15 protein-coding genes and 1 tRNA gene are annotated in these 16462 nt (G+C 66.9%); 10 read left to right on the top strand and 6 right to left on the bottom strand.

Features of this window, described 5'->3' with window-relative positions; genetic code table 11:
- Positions 1-26 precede the first annotated feature (26 nt).
- The 3 genes from WFH44_RS15875 to WFH44_RS15865 all read left to right on the top strand — a co-directional run bounded on the left by WFH44_RS15875 (position 27) and on the right by WFH44_RS15865 (position 2099).
- A complete protein-coding gene (locus tag WFH44_RS15875) occupies positions 27-1214 on the top strand; it encodes a PP2C family protein-serine/threonine phosphatase (protein ID WP_336714896.1) in 1188 nt (395 codons plus the stop codon).
- A gap of 229 nt (positions 1215-1443) precedes the next feature.
- Positions 1444-1617 carry a hypothetical protein gene (locus tag WFH44_RS15870; protein WP_336714895.1) on the top strand — a complete coding sequence of 58 codons (174 nt, stop codon included), beginning with the start codon at positions 1444-1446 and terminating at the stop codon, positions 1615-1617.
- A gap of 86 nt (positions 1618-1703) precedes the next feature.
- Positions 1704-2099: a hypothetical protein gene (locus WFH44_RS15865; RefSeq protein WP_336714894.1), complete on the top strand. Its 396-nt coding sequence runs from the start codon at positions 1704-1706 to the stop codon at positions 2097-2099.
- Positions 2100-2476: 377 nt separating this feature from the next.
- Here the strand turns inward: WFH44_RS15865 and WFH44_RS15860 are convergent, their stop codons facing one another.
- The 4 genes from WFH44_RS15860 to WFH44_RS15845 form a co-directional block, all read right to left on the bottom strand.
- Positions 2477-3304 (bottom strand): putative protein N(5)-glutamine methyltransferase, encoded by an 828-nt coding sequence (locus WFH44_RS15860; RefSeq protein ID WP_336714893.1) that lies wholly within the window; start codon positions 3302-3304, stop codon positions 2477-2479.
- 84 nt (positions 3305-3388) lie between these two features.
- A complete protein-coding gene (locus tag WFH44_RS15855) occupies positions 3389-4312 on the bottom strand; it encodes a ketopantoate reductase family protein (protein WP_336714892.1) in 924 nt (307 codons plus the stop codon).
- Between the two features lie 352 nt (positions 4313-4664).
- Complete coding sequence (locus WFH44_RS15850) at positions 4665-5528, bottom strand: hypothetical protein (RefSeq protein ID WP_336714891.1); 864 nt, start codon at positions 5526-5528, stop codon at positions 4665-4667.
- A 248-nt stretch (positions 5529-5776) separates the two neighbouring features.
- Positions 5777-6259, bottom strand: a complete 483-nt coding sequence (locus tag WFH44_RS15845; protein ID WP_336714890.1) for a MarR family winged helix-turn-helix transcriptional regulator — start codon at positions 6257-6259, stop codon at positions 5777-5779.
- 95 nt (positions 6260-6354) lie between these two features.
- Here WFH44_RS15845 and bcp point away from each other — a divergent pair, with 95 nt between their 5' ends.
- The 5 genes from bcp to WFH44_RS15820 all read left to right on the top strand — a co-directional run bounded on the left by bcp (position 6355) and on the right by WFH44_RS15820 (position 10965).
- Positions 6355-6837, top strand: a complete 483-nt coding sequence (gene bcp, locus WFH44_RS15840) for a thioredoxin-dependent thiol peroxidase (protein ID WP_336714889.1) — start codon at positions 6355-6357, stop codon at positions 6835-6837.
- Between the two features lie 62 nt (positions 6838-6899).
- A tRNA-Leu gene (locus tag WFH44_RS15835) sits at positions 6900-6981 on the top strand.
- A 265-nt stretch (positions 6982-7246) separates the two neighbouring features.
- Positions 7247-8935, top strand: coding sequence for an ABC transporter substrate-binding protein (locus WFH44_RS15830; RefSeq protein WP_336714888.1), 1689 nt, complete (start codon positions 7247-7249; stop codon positions 8933-8935).
- 87 nt (positions 8936-9022) lie between these two features.
- Positions 9023-10027 carry an ABC transporter permease gene (locus WFH44_RS15825; protein WP_336714887.1) on the top strand — a complete coding sequence of 335 codons (1005 nt, stop codon included), beginning with the start codon at positions 9023-9025 and terminating at the stop codon, positions 10025-10027.
- A complete protein-coding gene (locus WFH44_RS15820; RefSeq protein WP_336714886.1) occupies positions 10024-10965 on the top strand; it encodes an ABC transporter permease in 942 nt (313 codons plus the stop codon). The genes WFH44_RS15825 and WFH44_RS15820 overlap by 4 nt, the downstream gene beginning before the upstream one ends.
- A gap of 41 nt (positions 10966-11006) precedes the next feature.
- On the opposite strand, the gene WFH44_RS15815 is transcribed toward WFH44_RS15820, so the two are convergent.
- Together WFH44_RS15815 and WFH44_RS15810 are read right to left on the bottom strand one after the other, a co-directional pair.
- Complete coding sequence (locus WFH44_RS15815) at positions 11007-11291, bottom strand: hypothetical protein (RefSeq protein ID WP_336714885.1); 285 nt, start codon at positions 11289-11291, stop codon at positions 11007-11009.
- Positions 11266-13026, bottom strand: coding sequence for an ABC transporter ATP-binding protein (locus WFH44_RS15810; protein WP_336714884.1), 1761 nt, complete (start codon positions 13024-13026; stop codon positions 11266-11268). Before WFH44_RS15810 ends, WFH44_RS15815 begins: the two co-directional genes overlap by 26 nt.
- A gap of 127 nt (positions 13027-13153) precedes the next feature.
- Between WFH44_RS15810 and WFH44_RS15805 the strand changes: the two genes are divergently transcribed.
- Positions 13154-14827: an ABC transporter substrate-binding protein gene (locus tag WFH44_RS15805; RefSeq protein ID WP_336714883.1), complete on the top strand. Its 1674-nt coding sequence runs from the start codon at positions 13154-13156 to the stop codon at positions 14825-14827.
- Between the two features lie 138 nt (positions 14828-14965).
- Positions 14966-16459 carry a malate:quinone oxidoreductase gene (locus WFH44_RS15800; protein ID WP_336714882.1) on the top strand — a complete coding sequence of 498 codons (1494 nt, stop codon included), beginning with the start codon at positions 14966-14968 and terminating at the stop codon, positions 16457-16459.
- Positions 16460-16462 lie beyond the last annotated feature (3 nt).

Here is a 16462-nt window from a genome sequence, read left to right as displayed (position 1 = left end):
CTCCGGCTACTGGCTAGGATGGCCCCATGCCGACACGTTTAACCTCCGGGACCGATGCCCGAGCCGAGGCGCTGCATGCCCTGAACATCCTCGACACCCCGCGGGAGGAACGGTTCGACCGCATTGTGCGCACCGCCCGCAATATCTTCAACGTGCCGATGGCCGCCGTGAACCTCGTGGACACGGACCGGCAATGGACGAAAGCCGAGATCGGACTGCCCGGGCCCGAGGACACGCCGCTCGAGGAAGCCATCTGCCCGCAGACGGTCCGGCAGGGCACTCTGCTGGTAGTGCCGGACGCTTCCGAGGATGAGCGCTTCCGAAACATCCCCTCGGTGGCCGGGGACCCGCACATCCGGTTTTACGCGGGCCAGCCGCTGAGGGCCCCAGGCGGGGAGCCCGTCGGTTCGCTGTGCATCCTGGACACCGAGCCGCGCGAGCTCGACGACCGGGAGGCGAAGGTACTGGCGGACATGGCCGAGTGGGTCGAACGCGAACTGTCGCTGCAGCAGGAGATGGACCATGCCGCCGAGGTGCAGCGGGTTCTGCTGCCGCGCACCGTCCCGGCCCTGCCGGGTTATGAGCTCGCGGCCCGCTGCGTGCCCTCCGCGGCCATCGGCGGTGACTTCTACACCTGGCACACCCTGCCTGACGGCCGGCTACAGCTGCACGTCGCCGACGTGATGGGCCACGGCATCCCGGCAGCCCTCATTGCCGCGTCCGTGCGCGCCATGCTCTCGGGTGCCGCACAATTCAATAGCCAGGCCGACACCGTCCACAAGGCCGCGGCCGGCGCGGAGCAGCTGCTCTCCGACACAGGTTCCTTCGTCACCCTTTTCTCCGCCCGGCTCGACCCGGCCACCGGGACTCTGGAATACGTAGACGCCGGGCACGGCCTCGCCTTCATCTTCGGTGGCGACGGGTACTGCCGGCTGTCGCAGTCCGGGCCGCCGGTGGGCATTCTGCCCGACCAACGCTGGGACCTCCACCGCACCGTGCTGGAACCGGGTGAAACCCTGGTCATTGTTTCCGACGGCTTCCTCGATTTCTTCCCCACCCTGGAGGAAACCCTCCAGCAGGCCCTGGCCGCCGGGCTCCCCGCACTGCCGCCGGCCGAGCTGGTGGCGCGGGCTATCTCGTTCACGAACGCCAGCGGCCAGCAGGACGACGTCACCGTCGTCGCCCTCCGGCGCTGCGCCGCCCCGGCAGGGTGACGGTATGGCTGATGCCGGCGCCCGGTTCAGCGACAGGCGCTGGTTCCTACTAGGCCAGGCTCGATTTCGGCCTGGCGTTCGGCGCGGCCCGCGGCAGCCTCGTGGCTTGCCTACCCGAGGTTCCACAGCTTTCGTTGACGTCCAGTCCTGGCGGATCACAGCAAATATCCAACACGTCCCGCCTACCGTGACCACGGACGCCCTCGCAATCGAACGCTAGGAGACGGGCATGGAGACTATGAAGTTCGGCCTGATGGCCGTGCTTTGGCTGCTGGTCGTTTCCATGGCGGGTCGCCTGTTCGAGAACCTGGGGATCGTCGACGACAGTATTCTCGACGGGTTGCTCGGCACCGTTTTCCAGTCCCTCGGCGTAACGGAACAGGCCACCGGCGCGACCAACTGACCCGTGGGCGGCGGCCCAATAGATGGCCGGCGTATGTTCATGGATGGAACCGGTGCGGGGCCCGGCGGCGCATTAGTAGGCTCCACATGGTGAAGACGCTAAAGCGCACTCCGATCCGGAAGGCACCGCTGATCCTGCGGCTTGTGTCCCGAACGGCCCTGACCATCCTTATCGCGCTCTTTGCGACCGGGGTCATCGTCTCGATCCTCGGCATCACAGATCCAGCCGGTGAGAACATCGTGCAGGTCGCAACGGTGACGGTCTCCCTCGCGCTGTTCCTATGGCTCACCTACCGCGCCGGCCTAAAACGCAAAGCAGAACTGGGGGCCGCCGCTCGCCACTTTTCCGGCGGCGGCAACATGCTGCTGCTCGGCACCATGAAGACCGAGTCGGGGCCGGGCGGCGGAAACTCCGGTTCTGGCGGCGACAGTGGCGGATGGAGCGGAGGCGACTGCGGTGATGGTGGTGGCGGCGGCGACTGAACCGTTAGGGCGCTGACGGGGACGACGCGGACCCGGCCGCGGCCGCCGCCTTCTTCGCCCCTATGAAGACCCACACCAGCAACCACGCGGCGCCAAGGAACACGGACGTCACAAACCCCGTCTTGCTCCCGTGGAGAAGGACCGCCAGCAGACCTGCCACACCCATGCCGGCAGCACCGATCCCGGTGGACCGCCGCGCCGCCTTATGCCCCGCGAGCCAAGCCTAGTCACTGGAAAGCGTCGCCGGGAGCCGAATTCCGACCATCTGATTCCGCCCAAGCCGGCCATCGGCGGTCCGTACTCCTAGAACATGGACGAGCAGCGCCGATCCGACCATCACTACGGCGCAGGCCACTACTGCCGCAACCGGTACACGCTCATCCAATATGCATCCTCCGGCGTGATGTGTCCGACGGCTCCGCGCGCGTTCCTACGATGATCGTGGCGTCCATCTCGCCTGAGGCGATGATCGCCGGCCGCAGCCCTTGCTCGGCAAAAAAGCCCGCCGACACCGGAGCCTGGGCCGCGCTGGCTTCCACCAGGAGGTGGCCGCCCGGGGCGAGCCACTGACTGGCCTCCACGACCACCCGGCGCTGGATATCGAGGCCGTCCGCTCCCCCATCGAGGGCGACCAATGGTTCGTGCAGCCGTGCCTCCGGCGGCATCATCGGGATGCTGCCCGTCGGCACGTACGGTGCATTGCTGATCAGGACATCGACGCGGCCGCGCAGGTCCGGGGACAGGGGATCAAAAAGGTTGCCTTGGAACACGTGGCCGCCGCGCGGTACAAGGTTCCGGCGGGCACAGGCCACCGCTGCGGATTCGATATCGGAGGCGTATAGTTCGATCCCGGGTACGGCCGACGCAACCGCGGCCCCGAGGGCACCACAGCCGCAGCACAGGTCCAGCACGGTTGCACCGGGCCGGGTCCGGCTGATCGCCTCCCTGGCCAACAACTCCGTGCGGCGGCGGGGAACAAAGACCCCGGCGTCGATCTCCAACCGCAGTCCGCAGAATTCCACGTACCCGAGAATGTGCTCGAGCGGTAAGCCCTCCGTCCGGCGATGCACCAGGGCCGCCAGCTCGCGCGTATCGGCTGCAGCCGCAACGAGCAGCCTCGCTTCCTCCTCGGCGAACACGCAGCCGGCGGCGCGGAGAACGGGGACGATGGAACTCTCAGTCAGCGGAACGGGCGATGGTGGCATCTGGCTTCTTCCGTGGTGGCAGCTGGCCCCTCAACCGTAGCCGCTCCGGCTCGGGATGGCTCCCGTCCGGGAGCGCCGCCGCGTTCAGCGCACCGATGCACGCGTGCGGTCATGGACACGCAGCTGGGTCAGTGCGATCCGGGTCAGCGGCACGTCCACGCCCAGGGACTCGGCCGCAGCGACGTATTGCCCGATCAGGTGTTCCCCTTCGTGGGGCGCACCGGCCATCACGTCACGGTACAGCGACGAGGTGAAGACCGAACCCTCTTCGGTGAACATTTCGAGGCTCGCCGCGTGCGCGCCGGCCGACACCGTGTACCCCGCCGCTTCCGCCACCCGCTCGGTCTCCTCGATGACGTCTTGGATGAACTCCTTGCCGCCGGGAACCGCGATGATGTTACCAATGGCGCCGCGCATCGTCAGCGTAATGACACCGCCGGCGGTGATGAATGCCCACTTGTGCCACATGGAGGCCAGCACATTGTCCGAGATGACCCTGCTGAAGCCGGGCACTGCCATGGCCTCGCCAATCTGCTCCAGGCGGCGGGTTGGCCGCCGGTCCTGGGCCCCGAACGTCATCGAGGCGTGCGGCTTCATCTGCAGGACGGCGCCGTCCGGCGTGACTGTGCAGACCACGCGGACGATACCGCCCAGCACGGCCTCGCTGCCGAAGCGTTCGTTCAGCGTCTGGAGATGGGCCATACCGTTGAGCAGCGGAAGAATGGTGGTCCCGGGGCCGACCGCGGGGGCCAGGTCGTGGAGCGCAGCCTCCAAGGACCAGGCCTTCACCATCAGGAGGACCAGATCGTACTGGCCGTCCAATTCTCCTGCGGTGACAGCACGAACGGGCACCGTCTCGTCGTAGCCCGGCCCATGGACGCGGAGCCCGCCGCGCAATTGCTCGGCTCGGTGCGGGTGGACCAGGAAAGTGATGTCGCGGCCGGCTTGCGCCAGTCGTGTGCCGAAGTATCCCCCGGTTGCTCCCGCCCCGACAATAAGGATCTTCATGGCTGTTCCCTCCACGTGGTCACGTCCGGATCAGCCAAAACCATACTCGTCCGGATCCGGGCTGGTGAAGGCCAAATGGCAGTGGATATCAAGCCTTTGGGCTGCCGCCAGGCGACGCGAAGCGGCCCGTCGGACACCCGGCCGGCTCCGACCGATCGGCATGTCCGCCGGAGCCGGAAAACAAACTGCTTCGGGGAAGGTTTAAACGGCTGAGGACGGAAGCCCGTGAGAGTGGGCTTCCGTCCTCGTTTGCGAACAGACGGGCTTCCCCGTGGTCCGCAACAGGGCTTGAGCGTTTTGGCTGGCAATAGCCGGATGACCCAACGGTCGGCGCCGCCTTTTGGTCAGTTCGTTACTGCCCTGCTCCAGTGCCGTCCGCGGGGCCCTGGACCCCGCCGAGGTCCGACGGCGCGTCGAGGCCGGAGGACTGGTCCGTCCCGGTGCCGTCTTCCGGAACCGGCTCGGTGGCAGGCACCGTTTCGGTGCCAGTGCCGGTATCGGTTCCCGGGTCCGCCGGCTGCGTGGCGTCCGGAACGTCCGTTCCCGGCACGGCGGGGTCCGTGTTCACGTCATCCACGGGCGCAGGGGAGGTTTCTTCGACGGTGCTACCCTCGGTTCCGCCGTTCCCATCGCCCTCGGCCGGGGCTTGCTGGTTCTCCTCGGCAGGCGGCTCCGAGTCATCCGATACCGTCTGCTGTCCGGTCAGGGCCGCGCCAAGGGTTGTCCGGACGGCTCCGTCCTCGGACGAGGTACTGCTCGCGGTGACGAGGCTCGAGATCGGCTTGCTGGTGCCGAATTCGAACGCTGTGATACCGATAATCGCCACTGCGAACGCCGCAGCGCTGACCGATGCGATCCTGATCCAGGCCTTCGGAGTGAGTTTCCGTGCCTTGTCCTTCTCTGAGGCAACGGCGTTGGCCAGCGAAAGCGGGGTGTCCTCCAGCGGGTCCTCCGCGGGCCGTCGCCGCCCGAAATTGCTGCGCGAGCTCTCAAGCTTCCGCTTCGCCACACCCGCAGCGGAATCCAGGGTGCGGGCGTAGAGCGCGCCGGCGATCGTGGCCACAATTGAGCCCAGGGCCGCCCCGATCAGGGTTCCGGCTACACCAAGGAAGGAACCAACGACGGCGGAGGTCACCGCTGCGAGCGCCGACCCCATGGTCTGGGTGCCGCTAAGCCCCAGGAACGGCTTGGCGACGGTAGGAGAGTCTTCAGGCATACTGCTTCATTTCGTCCGGGAGAGATTACGGAGAGGTAACGGCATCATATGGGGCCGAGTTCCCGCCGAAGGCCGGTTTGTCATGAGACGTTGATCACCCTCTGGGCCCGTATGGGCTGGACCTGCGATGATGCCTGGCGGCGCCATGCCCGCGCCCCGCCGAGAAGCATTCCCGCGTCACGAAAGACTGCAGGACCCGGACCGCATGGGTCCGGGTCCTACGCCAGGATTGATGTCGGCAGCGCGGGCTAGCCGTGGTCGGAGAGCCCCTCGTTGCCGGCAAGTTCCATAGGCTCGGGCACGGGGCCGCCCCAACGGCTCGTCCCCAGGCGCCGGATCACGGACGCGAGCCGGTCGCGCAGGTCATCCGCCCCCGCATCGCCGCCCGGGGTGAGATTGCGCTCCAGTTCGCGGGAGGACTCGAGCGCCTGTTTTCCCAGATCGGAGATGCTGACAAGTTGGGACCGGCGATCCGACTGGCTCCTGACCCGTGTGATGTGCCCGTGGACCTCGAGCCGCGACAAGGTCTTACCCATTGTCTGCGCCTGGACCCGCACCTTCGCCGCAAGTTGGGCCTGCGCCAAGGCACCCTCTGCGTCGAGGACCTCCAACGCAATTACGCCCGCATGGGTCAACCCAAGCGAGGCGAGCTTCTCGTTCCAAGCATGTTCGACCAGCCGGGCCGCGGTTGAAAGCAACCGGGCGGTAGGCCAGTTCTGTAAATCCGGCATTATTTGATTATAGCCAGTAGGCTTGCCGGTCGAGGACGAAATGACGAATCCGGAGGCCTCCACCGCGGCTTCCGGGACTACCCCAGGAGCATCAGATGGCCCAACGTTTGGCAACCGGCGACACCGCGCCGGCCTTCACGCTGCAGGATTCGACGGGTAAGGACGTGTCGCTCACCGACTTCCGCGGACGCCATGTCGTTGTCTACTTCTATCCCGCCGCGTCTACGCCAGGGTGCACGAAGGAGGCCTGCGACTTCCGCGATAGCCTCTCCTCCCTGGCCGGCTCGGGGTACGACGTCCTGGGCATCTCACCCGATGCCGCGCCCAAGCTCGTGAAGTTCGCCGAGGCGGAGCAGTTGAATTTCCCGCTGTTGTCCGACACGGACCACGCCGTTGCCGAGGCCTACGGCGCCTGGGGCGAAAAGAAAAACTACGGCAAAACATATGAAGGCCTGATTCGCTCGACGATCGTCGTCGACCCCGACGGCAAGGTCGCGCTGGCCCAGTACAACGTGCGAGCCACCGGCCACGTGGCCAAACTACGCCGCGATCTGGGCCTCGAAGCGGCAGGCAAGTAGCCAAGGGCGAGTCCCGAACAGGTACAATTGACCTCGGCCTGCGGCACTCCCGCCGGCCGACTGCGCGAGTGGCGAAATTGGCAGACGCGCTGGATTTAGGTTCCAGTGTCTTCGGACGTGCGGGTTCAAGTCCCGCCTTGCGCACCTCATCGACGGGGAGCTGCGGCATCGGCCGCGGCTCCCCGTGCCGTTAACGGACAACGCCCCCGCCCTGGCCTAAGCCACGCGCGGGGCACTCCGCCGGCGTGACCGTATTGTGATGGATTTCCCCGACCGAGCTGGAGCGAGGCGATGCTTTAACCGCTTCATGTGATTAGGCTCTCATCAGGCGGTTGCGCTAACCGCGCTGTTGCCCGGGCGTGCCGCACCCCGCACCGCCCAGCCATCACTCGTTGACGAGGAGCGATTCATGTCTTTCAGTGGTCCTACACCCGCGCGGCGCAGGCCTCGGCGGTTTGCCGCCATTGCCGCGGGCCTCGCCGCCGGCGCGCTCATCCTGAGCGGTTGTGCCCAAAGCCAGCGCGGTGATGCGGAAGGGACCGGGGACGCCTCGGTCAACTCGACCTTCATCTTCGCGGCCTCGTCGGATCCTAAGTCCCTGGATCCTGCGTTCGCCAGCGACGGCGAATCCTTCCGCGTGAGCCGGCAGATCTTCGAGGGACTCGTCGGAGTGGAACCCGGAACGGCGGACCCGGCCCCGCTGCTCGCCGAATCCTGGGAGACGTCCAAGGACGGGCTGTCCTACACGTTCAAGCTCAAGGACGGGGTGAAATTCCACGACGGCACGGACTTCAATGCCGAGGCCGTGTGCTTCAACTTCGACCGCTGGTACAACTTCAAGGGGCTCCAGCAGTCCGAGTCCGTGGCCTACTACTACGGTTCCTTGTTCCGCGGCTTTGCGGACACGCCGGATACTGCGGTGTACAAGTCCTGCGACGCAACCAGCGAAACCGAAGTAACCGTGAACCTCGCGAAGCCCTTCGCCGGGTTCATCGCGGCCTTGTCGCTGCCCGCCTTCGCCATGCAGAGCCCGTCCGCCCTGCAGGAGTTCAAGGCCGACGAGATCGGCGGCTCCGAGGAAGCGCCCGTGCTCAGCGAGTACGCGCAGGGCCATCCGGTGGGCACCGGCCCGTTCAAGTTCGACAAGTGGGACGTCGGGCAGCAGATCGAGGTATCGGCCTACGGGGATTACTGGGGCGAACAGGGCCAGGTCCAAAAGGTCATCTTCCGGGTGATCGACGATCCGCAGGCCCGCCGGCAGTCGCTGGAGTCGGGGGACATCGACGGCTACGACCTGGTGGCTCCGGCCGACACCAAGGCCCTCGCCGACGCGGGCTTCAACATCGTGAACCGCGATCCGTTCACGATCCTCTACCTGGGCATCAACCAGAAGAACGAGGCGCTGGCCAAGCCGGAGGTCCGCCAGGCGCTGGCCTATGCGATCGACAAGGATGCCCTCGTGCGCCAGACCCTGCCCGAGGGTACCGAAGTCGCCAGCCAGTTCATTCCGCCGATCGTCAACGGGTACAACAAGGACGTCACAACGTACGACTACAACCCGGAGAAGGCCCGCGAATTGCTGAAGCAGGCGGGCTACGCGGACGGGCTGACCCTGGAGTTCAACTACCCGACCGGCGTCTCGCGGCCCTACATGCCGACGCCGGAGCAGGTCTTCACGAACCTCAGTGCGCAGCTGGAGGACGTCGGCATCACCATCAAGGCTGCACCGGACAAGTGGTCGCCGGACTACCTGGACCGCGTGCAGGCGAGCGCGAAGCACGACATCCACCTGCTGGGCTGGACCGGAGACTACAACGACACCGACAACTTCGTCGGAGTCTTCTTCGGCCACGAGAAGCCGGAGTTCGGCTTCGACAACCCGGAGCTGTTCAAGGCACTGGACGAAGCACGGCAGGAGAGCGTCCTCGAGGAGCAAACCCCGCTGTACGAGCAGATCAACGAGGACATCGCCAAGTATGTCCCGGCCATTCCGCTGGCCCATCCGGCCCCGTCGCTGGCCTTCGCGCCGCGGGTGACGTCCTACCCGGCGAGCCCGGTCAATGACGAGGTCTACAACATGGTCAAGCTCAGCGAATAGCAGCGGCATCGGCTGCGGCTGCCCCCAGCCCGGGTCAGCCGCAGCCGCCGCGTCCCCGAGCGGGACGGCGACACGCGAAAGGACGCTGTGTTAAGAGTCATCGGCAAGCGCATAGCGCTGCTCATTCCCACCCTGCTGGGACTGTCGGTCCTGCTGTTCCTCTGGGTCCGCAGCCTGCCCGGCGGCCCGGCCACCGCACTGCTGGGCGACCGCGCAACGCCGGAAGCCGTTGCCAGGATCAACGAGCTGTACGGTTTCAACCGCCCGCTGATCGAGCAGTACTTCATCTACATGGGCAAGCTCCTGCAGGGCGACTTCGGCACCTCGCTGCTGACCGGCCGTCCCGTCCTGGAGGAGTTCACCACCCGCTTTCCCGCCACGGTGGAGCTGGCCATCGTGGCGCTGGTGTTCGCGGTGGGGCTCGGCATCCCGCTGGGCTACTGGGCCGCCAGGCACTACGGCCGCTGGCCGGACCATAGTTCAGTCGTGCTGAGCCTGATCGGCATCACCGTCCCGGTCTTCTTCCTGGCGTTCATCCTCAAGTGGCTCTTCGCGATCCAGCTGCCGCTGCTCCCGACGGACGGCCGGCAGAATCCGCGGATCGATGCCACGCATGTGACCGACTTCTACGTGCTGGACGGCCTCCTCACCCGCGAATGGGATGCCGCCTGGGACGCCTTCCTGCATCTGATCCTGCCCGGCATCGCGCTCGGCACCATCCCGCTGGCCATCATCGTGCGCATCACGCGGGCCTCCGTGCTGGAGGTCCAGAACGCCGACTACGTACGTACCGCCCGAGCCAAGGGACTGATGGAGCGGACCATCCGCAAGCGCTTCATCCTGCGCAACGCCATGCTGCCAGTGACCACGACCATCGGCCTCCAGCTGGGCCTGCTGATCTCCGGAGCCGTCCTGACCGAAACCGTCTTCGCCTTCAGCGGCATCGGCCGCTTCCTGCGGGACGCGATCTTCAACCTCGACTACCCGGTGCTGCAGGGCTTCATCATCTTCATCGCGATCCTCTATTCACTGATCAACCTCGTCGTCGACGTGACCTACAGCGTCATCGATCCCAGGGTGCGTGTCCAATGACCACAACGCTTCCTCCCGCCAGCGGTCCGACCGCCCCGAGCCCCAATCCCGAGACACCGGGGACCGCCGGCACCAGCCTCTTCCACGATGCCTTCCACCGGCTGCGGCGCAATCCGCAGGCCATCGCGGGTGCCGTCATCGTGGCACTGTTCCTGCTGGTGGCCGTGCTGGCACCCGTCCTGGCTCCCTACGGCGGCGAGGACCTTCCCGGCCGCACGAGCATCACGCCAACGCATATCCCGGGTCCGGGAGAAGCCCCCGGGTTCGTGCTGGGGCTGGACCGGTTCGGCGGCGACCTGCTGAGCAAGCTCATCTGGGGTGCCCAGGCCTCGTTGCTGATCGGCATCATTTCGACGGCCATGGGCCTGGTCGGCGGCATGCTGCTAGGCATCCTGGCGGGCGGCTTCGGCGGCTGGGTGGACAACGTCATCATGCGCGTTGTGGACATCCTGCTGTCCGTGCCGAACCTGCTGCTGGCCGTCTCGATCGCCGCGGTCCTCGGCCAGGGCCCCTACGCGGTGATGATCGCCATCGGCGTCGCGCAGGTGCCCATCTTCGCGCGGCTGCTGCGCTCCTCGATGCTCTCCCAGCGCAGTGCCGACTACGTCCTGGCCGCCCGGACACTGGGCCTCAGCAAGGGGACCATCACGATGAACCACGTGCTGCCCAACAGCGTGGGTCCGGTGATCGTGCAGGCAACGCTGACTCTGGCCACGGCGGTCATCGACGCCGCCGCGCTGTCCTTCCTAGGTCTCGGCGGCGGAAGGCCGCAGACCGCTGAGTGGGGCCGCATGCTGACCTACGCGCAGAACGAGCTCGGCATCGCACCGCAGCTGGCCTTCTTCCCCGGCATCTGCATTGCCATCACAGCACTGGGCTTCACGCTGCTCGGCGAATCGCTCCGCGAAGCGCTCGATCCGAAGTCGCGGCAGAAATAGTCCGTTCGGAGCCGGCGACGGCGGCTGGCCCCCGCGCCGGGTCAGGCCGGCGGAGGCATACCGTGAGGGCGGTGCCTCTGGCGTGCCATGTGGACCATCGCACCAAAACCCGCGATGAACAGCAGCTCCAGCACCACCAGGGCCAGCACGTAGCCCCAGCGGCCTGCGTCCGCGAGGATCAGCGCGCCGATCGCCAGCAGCGCCGTCCCCAGGGACAGCACGAACACGGCGAAGCCAATCGCCACGGCTTCACTGCGCACCCCGGTCCGGAAGCCGAATCCCTCCGGCCGGGGCGGCTCGTCACGAGGCGATGTCGGGGTCGTCATCGTAGATCTCCAGTTCGTTGCCCGGGATGGAGGCCAGCAGGCGGCGGGTGTAGGGGTGGCGCGCGTTGGTGAACACTTCTTCCGACGACGCCGCCTCCACCAGTTCGCCGTCTTTCATTACGCACACGTAGTCGGAGATGAGGCGGACCACGGCAAGGTCGTGGGAGATGAAGAGGTAGCTCAGGCCCAGCTCGGCCTGCAGGTCGCCGAGCAGCTTCAGGATCTGGGCCTGGACCAGGACGTCGAGCGCGGAGACGGGTTCATCGCAAACCAGCAGCTCGGGCTTCAGCGCCAGTGCCCGGGCGATGGCCACGCGCTGGCGCTGTCCGCCGGAGAGCTCGGACGGGTACCGGCGGAGCATGGAGTGCGGCAGCGCCACCTGGTCCATCAGCTCCCGCACGCGGGCGTCACGTTCCCGGGCATTCCCGCGCTTGTAGGTGCTGAGGGGCTCCTCGACGATCCGTCCGACCGTGAACATCGGGTTCAACGAGGAGTACGGGTCCTGGAAGACGGGCTGGACCCGCTGCCGGAAGTCGCGCAGCTGCTCCTTGCCCAGGCTGGCGACGTCCATGCCGTCGAAGGTCATGCTCCCGCTCGTCGGTTCGATCAGCTTCAGGAGCATGCGGGCCGTAGTGGTCTTGCCGGAGCCGGACTCGCCGACGAGAGCGACAGTGCTCCCGCGAGGAACCCCTAGGGTCACATTCCTGGCCGCATAGAAATCCTCCGCCCGGCCGCGGATCTTGTAGGCCTTGGTCAGGTCCCGCAGTTCCACGATGTTATCGGTGTCCCGCACCATCGACACCGCTTCCGGCGTCACTGCGCTCGACTTCAGTGCACTCGACTTCACCGCCTCCGGCTTGACGGCGAAGTTTCCCTCCGCCTGCATGGTCCGTTCGCTGATGCTGGCCGCGTACGCCCCCGGCCGGAGCCGCACGGCAGCAACGCTGGGGGCCGCCTTAACCAGCGACTGGGTATAGGGGTGCCGAGGGTCTTCGAGGAGCTGTTCGGCAGGTCCCGCCTCGACCACTAGGCCGCGGTGCATGACAACCAGCTGCTCGGCCCGCTCGGCGGCCAGGCCCAGGTCGTGCGTGATCAGCAGCACCGCGGTGCCGAGCTCTTCGGTCATCCGATCAATCTGGTCCAGGATGGTCCGCTGGACAGTGACGTCCAGCGCGGACGTGGGCTCGTCGGCGATCAGCAGCCGCGGCCGGCAGGCCAGGCCGATGGCGATCAGCGCGCGCTGCCGCATGCCCCCGGAAAATTCGTGCGGGTACTGCCTGGCGCGTTCCCGGGCGTCCGGCAGGCCCGCCGCCTCGAGCGTCTCCACAACCCTGGCCTCGACATTGCGCGGCGTAGCCATGCCGTGCACCAGCAACGTTTCGGCGACCTGAGTACCGATCCGCGTGACGGGATTCAGGTTGGACATAGGGTCCTGAGGCACGAGCCCGATCTGCCGTCCGCGGATCCGCCGCATCCGTTGCTCGGGCATCCCCACGAGCTCCTCGCCGTCGAACAGGATGCTCCCGGAACTGACCCCGCCGTTCCGCGGCAATAGCCCTATGGCCGCCATCGCCGTCGTCGATTTCCCGGAACCGGACTCCCCCACGATGGCCAGCGTCTGGCCCTCCGCCAGGCTGAGGCTGGCGTCCTTGACGGCGGAGACATTGCCATAGGTCGTGCGGAAGTCGACCGCGAGGTTGCGGATCTCAAGCAGCGGCTGGGCGATATCGGTCATGGGACTATCGTGCCGCATGGAAGCGTGATCCCGGCCACGTTCGGCGAATGGTTTGCGGCTTCTTTATTTTCCGGCGGGTCAACTAGACTGAACATTCCCAATTCCGAGCGGTCCATGAGGAGCACGAGTGCGAGATTTGCCTGCGCGGCGCACGTTCCTCAAGGCCGGCGCGGCGGCTGCGGCACTGGTGCTCACCGGTTGCACCGCGCAGCCGGGCGCAGCGCGTTCGACGGCGACGACATCGCGGGCGCCGCTGCCCGCGCACCTGAAATTCACCATGGGCACCGCCGCGGACCCGGCCGTCCTCGATCCGGTCCTGGCCGTCGACACCGAATCCTTCCGCGTCACCCGCCAGATCATGGAAACCCTGGTGGGCGCCAACCGGGACACCGGGGTTCCGGCGCCCGGACTGGCCACCGAATTCACGGAGGAGGCCGACGGCCGCGCCTACGTGTTCAAGCTCCGCGAGGGCGTCACGTTCCACGACGGCACCACCTTCGATGCCGAGGCCGTGCGCGCCAACTTCGAGCGCTGGTTCAGGCTGCCCCGGGCCCTCCGGCCAGGCAACGGGAGCCTGCCTTACAGCGCAGTCTTCGGGTCCTTCGCCGATGAGGAGCCCGAGTCCGTCTACCGTGGCTGCGAAGTGCTGGGCCCGCTGGAGATCAGGCTGGAACTCAACCGCCGCTACACCGGGTTGGTGGCCGCGCTCTCGATGCCGTCCTTTGCCATCGCCTCACCGGCTGCGCTGGAGGCGAAAACGGCGGACAAGCTGACCGAGGAACGCGGCGGAAGGAGGCTGTCCGCCTTCGCGCTGCACCCCGTGGGGACCGGCCCCTACCGGCTGAAGGAGTTCAAGACGGGCAAGGTCCTGCTGGAAGAGTTCGACCGGTACTGGGGACCGGCCGCGCAGGTCGGCACGGTGGAGTTCACCACGCTCTCGCATCCGGCCGCCCGGCTCCGCGAGCTAAGGGCCGGCGACATCGACGGCTACGACCTGGCGACGCCGGAAACCTACGCCGGGCTGGTCCGGAGCGGCATGCAGATCCTCCAGCGCGACCCGTTCGCCGTGACCTACCTGGGCATCAACAAGGCGTTCGGCCCGCTGGATGACGTCCGCATCCGCCAAGCCATCGCCCACGCGATCGACCGGGACACGCTGCTGAAGTCCTTCTTCCTGCAGGGATCGGTCGAGGCCAAGCAGTTCGTGCCGCCGAGCCTTGGCGTCAACAGCGAGGACATCCCCTACTACGAGTACGCGCCGGACCGCGCCAGGGAACTGCTCGCGGAGGCCGAGTACGACGGCGCGGAGCTGCCGTTCTACTATCCGCTGGATGTCACCCGGGCCTACCTGCCCGCCCCGGAGAAGATCTACGCCGAACTGAGCCGCCAGCTGACGGCGGCCGGCTTCAACATCCGGCCCATGCCGGTGGCCTGGTCGGACGGCTACCTGGACCGGGTGCGCGAAAGCAAGGACCAGGCCCTCCATCTCGGCGGCATGAACGGCAGCTACCGGGATCCGGACAACTTCCTGGGCACGCTCTTTGGGACGGAGTCGAGCGAGTTCGGGCTGGAGAGCGCGCAGCTGACCAGCAGGCTGGCGCGGGCGCGGACATTGGAGCCCGGCGAGGAACGGACCGCGGCCTACCTGCAGATCAACGAGCAGCTCGCACGGCTGCTGCCGGCGGTCCCGCTGGCGTTCCCGGTATCGGCCCTGGCCATGGGGCCGCGGGTCGAGAGCTACCCGGCCAGCCCTAGACTGGACGAGCCCTGCAACCTGGTCCGCATCCGCTCCGAAGCCTAGGATCCGGGCGTCGCATCCTAGCCGGAACCCGCTTTCACGTCTGTCTTTCGGGTCACATCCTGACGGCGGAATTTTAGAGTCGATGCCGGGGCGGGGTAATCTTCTAAGCGCTGGCGAAGCTGCTACGGGAGATGGAAGTTGACTGCAATTAACCCTTCGGGATCATCCAAAAACATTGACGTTGCGCTGATCGGCGGCGGCATCATGAGCACCACGCTCGGCTCCCTGCTCAAGCAGCTGCAGCCCACGTGGAGCATCTCCCTCTACGAGAACCTCGCCCAGGCCGGGCTTGAGAGCTCCGATCCCTGGAACAACGCAGGCACCGGCCACGCCGCGCTGTGCGAACTGAACTACACCCCGGCCGCGGCGGACGGCTCCGTCCCGACCGCGAAGGCCGTGGGAATTAACGAACAGTTCCACGTTTCCCGCCAGTTCTGGGCCCACATGGTGTCCGAGGGACACATCGGCTCGCCGAAGGACTTCATCAACCCGCTGCCGCACATGAGCTTTGTCTGGGGCGACGAGCATTCGGATTACCTCAAGCGCCGTTACGAAGCCCTGCGCGCCGAGCCGCTGTTCGAAAAGATCGAATACAGCGAGGACCATGCCGAACTCGCCGACTGGGTCCCGCTCGTCATGGAGGGCCGCGACCCCAGCCAGCGCGTGGCCGGCTCCCGCGTGGTCGCCGGAACCGACGTCGATTTCGGCACGCTGAGCCGCAAGCTTGCCGGTTACATGGGCGCCAACGGCGCCGACCTGAACTACGGTCACAAGGTCCTGAATGTCAGCCGCGCCAGCAACGGCCGCTGGGACCTCAAGGTCAAGAACAACTCGACCGGCGAGACCAGCACGGTCTCGGCCCGCTTCGTCTTCGTCGGCGCCGGCGGCGGGGCCCTGCACCTCCTGCAGCGCGCCGGCATTCCCGAGGCCAAGGGCTTCGGCGGTTTCCCGGTTTCCGGCCAGTTCCTGCGCTCGACCGACGAGTCCGTCATCGCGCGCCACAACGCCAAGGTCTACGGCCAGGCCTCGGTCGGCGCCCCGCCCATGTCCGTACCGCACCTGGACACCCGTTTCGTGGACGGCAAGCGCTCCCTGCTCTTCGGCCCGTACGGCGGATTCTCCCCGAACTTCCTGAAGTCCGGCTCCTTCCTGGACCTGCCGCTCTCGGTCCGCACGCACAACCTCATTCCGATGCTGGCCGTCGCCAAGGACAACATGAGCCTGGTCAAGTACCTGGTCACCGAGGTCCTCAAGAGCCGGCCGAAGAAGATTGCCGCGCTGCGGGACTTCTACCCCGACGTCGTCGGAGACGCCTGGGAACTGATCACCGCCGGCCAGCGCGTCCAGGTCATCAAGAAGGATCCGAAGAGCGGCGGCGTGCTGCAGTTCGGCACCGAGGTCATCACCTCGGCCGACGGCAGCATCAGCGGCCTGCTCGGCGCCTCGCCCGGAGCCTCCACCGCGGCTCCGATCATGATCCAGGTGCTGCAGCGCTGCTTCCCCGCCGAGTTCAAGAACTGGGAGCCCAAGCTCAAGGGCATGATCCCCGGTTTCGGCGCGAAGCTCAACGAGAACCCCTCGCTGCTCTCCGACATCACCGCGGACACCGACCGGGTGCTGGAACTCGGCTGACGC

Origin of the sequence: Arthrobacter sp. USHLN218 (assembly GCF_037144715.1) — a bacterium.
Taxonomy (GTDB): domain Bacteria; phylum Actinomycetota; class Actinomycetes; order Actinomycetales; family Micrococcaceae; genus Crystallibacter.
This window is presented reverse-complemented; position numbering and strand designations above follow the sequence as displayed.